Origin of the sequence: Methanocalculus sp., assembly GCF_030651615.1 — an archaeon.
In the GTDB taxonomy this organism is placed as follows: Archaea; Halobacteriota; Methanomicrobia; order Methanomicrobiales; family Methanocorpusculaceae; genus Methanocalculus.
The window spans coordinates 1-3,126 of the sequence record NZ_JAUSCG010000233.1 but is presented as its reverse complement, the minus strand read 5'-3'; the positions used below and the strand labels follow the sequence as shown (position 1 = coordinate 3,126).

5 protein-coding genes are annotated in these 3,126 nt (G+C 46.4%); 1 reads left to right on the top strand and 4 read right to left on the bottom strand.

The genetic code is table 11. From position 1 onward, the window contains the following. The coding region (locus Q7V06_RS09725) for a pyridoxamine 5'-phosphate oxidase family protein (RefSeq protein WP_304841007.1) at nucleotides 1-180 on the bottom strand (180 nt) is incomplete at its 3' end. 41 nt (nucleotides 181-221) lie between these two features. Beyond that, complete coding sequence (locus tag Q7V06_RS09720; protein WP_304841005.1) at nucleotides 222-1,394, bottom strand: MFS transporter; 1,173 nt, start codon at nucleotides 1,392-1,394, stop codon at nucleotides 222-224. An 87-nt stretch (nucleotides 1,395-1,481) separates the two neighbouring features. Here Q7V06_RS09720 and Q7V06_RS09715 point away from each other — a divergent pair, with 87 nt between their 5' ends. Continuing rightward, on the top strand, nucleotides 1,482-2,177 hold the full coding sequence (locus tag Q7V06_RS09715) for an HAD family hydrolase (RefSeq protein ID WP_304841003.1): 696 nt from the start codon (nucleotides 1,482-1,484) through the stop codon (nucleotides 2,175-2,177). Here the strand turns inward: Q7V06_RS09715 and Q7V06_RS09710 are convergent. Further along, nucleotides 2,174-2,884, bottom strand: coding sequence for a DUF6293 family protein (locus tag Q7V06_RS09710; RefSeq protein ID WP_304841001.1), 711 nt, complete (start codon nucleotides 2,882-2,884; stop codon nucleotides 2,174-2,176). The two genes, Q7V06_RS09715 and Q7V06_RS09710, sit on opposite strands and share 4 nt — an antisense overlap. A 125-nt stretch (nucleotides 2,885-3,009) precedes the next feature. Further along, nucleotides 3,010-3,126 (bottom strand): DUF1622 domain-containing protein (locus Q7V06_RS10460; RefSeq protein WP_370650845.1); only part of this gene is annotated, 117 nt, incomplete at its 5' end.

Below are 3,126 nucleotides of genomic sequence, written 5' to 3'. Positions count from 1 at the left end.
GTTCATCTTCTTGCCATACTTGGTCGAGAGGAAGTACAGAAATTTCCCATCGAAGACATAGAGGAATGGTGCAATATAGGGATACTTCTCACCCTGAAATGCGATACGTGACACATACCCCTCCTCAATGAGGCTGTCATACTCTTTCTTCTCCATCTTTGGTATCTTGATGATCTCCATCCAATTCACCTCTTGAGGATACCTCTTCAGTAAGTTTAAATCTATTGTTTTGTTTCTGACCGATATCCATCTATACCGGCGCTTCGCGCCATGAGAACAAATAGAATGACCGATAGAAGGGAAATAAACCCGGCGATCTCAAATGCCGCCCGAATATTCAGAAGATCCATCACATACCCCGACATTAATGGAGCGGTCACCATCCCGACACTCATTGCTGTGTTAAATGCCCCCATACAGGCTCCCTGCCCATATGACCTGCCGGCGATTGCGACAACAGCAGTCGATGCGGGGATGGCAACAGCACTCCCGACACCAAGGATAAACGAGAGTACAAACAACCCAAAGAACCCGGAAGAGAACGGAATTGCAATGAGGCTGATCGAAACAACAAGACTCCCACCTGCAATCAGGTTCGTCTTTGAGAACCTGTCGGCAAGGTTACCGAAGTACCGCTGAAGAAGACCTGTCGTCAGGATCGATGAGGAGATTATCACACCGGTCTCAAATGCAGACAGACCCATAGCAAACGTCGCTATGACCGGCAGAAAAACCATGAAGGTGCCGTTTGCATATGCGTTCATGATCCGGAAGAAGAGGATCGGCCGCATACAGATACTCCCTGCAGCAGCCAGGATCGATGATGAAATCCGGAGAGACTTCTTCCCTTCAGGCAGGTAGGCGAGGCATACGAGAAAGGAGACGAACGAGAGGCAGCCCATCAGAAGAAAAACGTATTCAATACCCACTGCATCAAGAATCGCACCGCCAATCAATGGACCACATCCAAGTCCGAGGAAGAGGGAGGTATTGAAAGTCCCAAGGCAGATCCCCTCCTTACCTGCTGGCGAGAGGTCAGCAACATAGGCCATTGCCACCGGCACTACCATCGCTGATGCAAAACCATGGGCAATCCTGATAAGCGTCAGTTCAGCAACAGACTGTGCGAAGATGTATGTTAGAGAAAGTATCGTAAAGAGGCCCAGTCCGATCAGAATGAAATACTTCCTCCCCCTCCGGTCAGAATAACGACCGATGAGTGGCATAAAGACTGCCCGCGATAGAGCAAAACCCGAGAAGATCAGACCGATTCCGATCCCGGTCGCACCAAGGGTGTCAGCATAATAGGGCAGGAGGGGGACAACAATCCCAAGCCCAAGCATTGAGGCGAATACTGCGATAAAGAGGACACGGAGACTCAGAAGCTGTTTCACGCTAACCCCCGGTCCCCCATCATACCTATTGTATCTAACCAAACCTGTATCAAGATGCGCATGATACAGGTATAGTAACTGGTGGATATGCAGGACTTCCTTCTCCGTGACGATCTCTTTGATACCGTCATCTTCGACCTTGACAATACACTTGTTGATTTCATCAATGCAAAGAGACAGGCATGCAATGCTGTCATCGAATCACTTGGGTGCGGTGATTCAGCCGATCTCTTCTCCTACTTCTTAAGAATGAGGCATGGATTTGAGGATTATGGCAATATCTTTGATTATCTCTCGGATATTGGTGTCAACGGATCGGCTTCGTATCTGAGATCCTGCACCATCTATGAAGATGTGAAACTTCAAACAATCCAGCCATATGAAGGAGTTGAAGAAACCCTTTCAGCACTCAGATCAGATGGACTTCGTCTTGGCGTTGTTACGGATGCGGACTCAGATCATGCAGAAAAACGACTGAAAAAGGCAAACCTCTCAAAATTCTTTGAAGTCGTTATAACTCCTGATATGAGTGGAAGAAGAAAACCAAATCCAGACTCTTTTCTGATGGCCCTTGACTCCCTCAGAACAGATCCATTTCATACAATCTGTGTTGGAGATAGCATCAGACGTGATATCGAACCCGCAAAACGACTGGGGATGTGCACCATTCATGCCGCATATGGTGACTGGCATCCTGAAGAGACAAAAGAGTCCTCTGTCAGGACACTTCGCATACATCATCCCGAAGATCTCATTCGTCTGGTTCTTGGAAAAAAAGATTAGATGACTTTTGAGATGACGATCTCAGCAAGCATCTTTCCAAGTTCTGTTAGCCGAATTGATATATTACGTCCACGTTTCTCTTTTTTAATGAAACCAGCCTCTTCCAGCTTTGAGAGATGGTGAGAGAGTCTGCTACGCTCGCTTCTGAACTGTTTACTATCCTTCTGGATTTCAGGGGTGATCATGAAGATTATGCTGTCAAGTGACTCGACACCGTCACCAATTAACGTGATTATATGCCGCTGCTCCTCTCCGGGATAATCCACCGGAATGACAGGAATCTCAATAACCTCATCAACTCCGATCTCCTCTCCTGCATTATCATACTTTGGGATCGAGGTTATCATACGGGATCGGGTCATACAGGCGGCAATATAAGCACCAACAGAGAGTGTCCGAAGAGAGCCTGATGCATTTAAGAGGACGTCATTGCCTGCAATCTTTTCATCTTTAATCATCCCAAGCAGCTGGTTAGCCGCTTTCAGAACTGACTTTTTGTCGATTGCCCGGATTTCGATATCCCATAACTTCTTCAGCTCAGACTGAATATCGAGAGCAACCTTCTTGACGATCTGCTCACCCGGAAGACTCTCATCTTCACCCACAATCAAGAAGAGTTTTGAGAAGGGGATCTCACGGAGGGCACTAATCGACTCTATAAGACGATCTTTGTGATGCCCTACAAAAACAATATGTGTTGTTGTCATGTTACTGTACATATCATTTTGAATTATATATGAATATTTCCATGGATCAAAGAAGATCTCGTAAACGGGATTTCTCTTGCAACACTCCACTTCTTCTATCGTCGTTTATCATCAGATGATATACATCAATCAAGTGAGTATTCGAGAGTCTCTTTCGAGAGGAAGTAACTCAGAACAGTCCTTATGGCAACGATTGCCCCAAGGAACAGGACATCCTCGATTGAAGGTGCAAGGACTGTAGA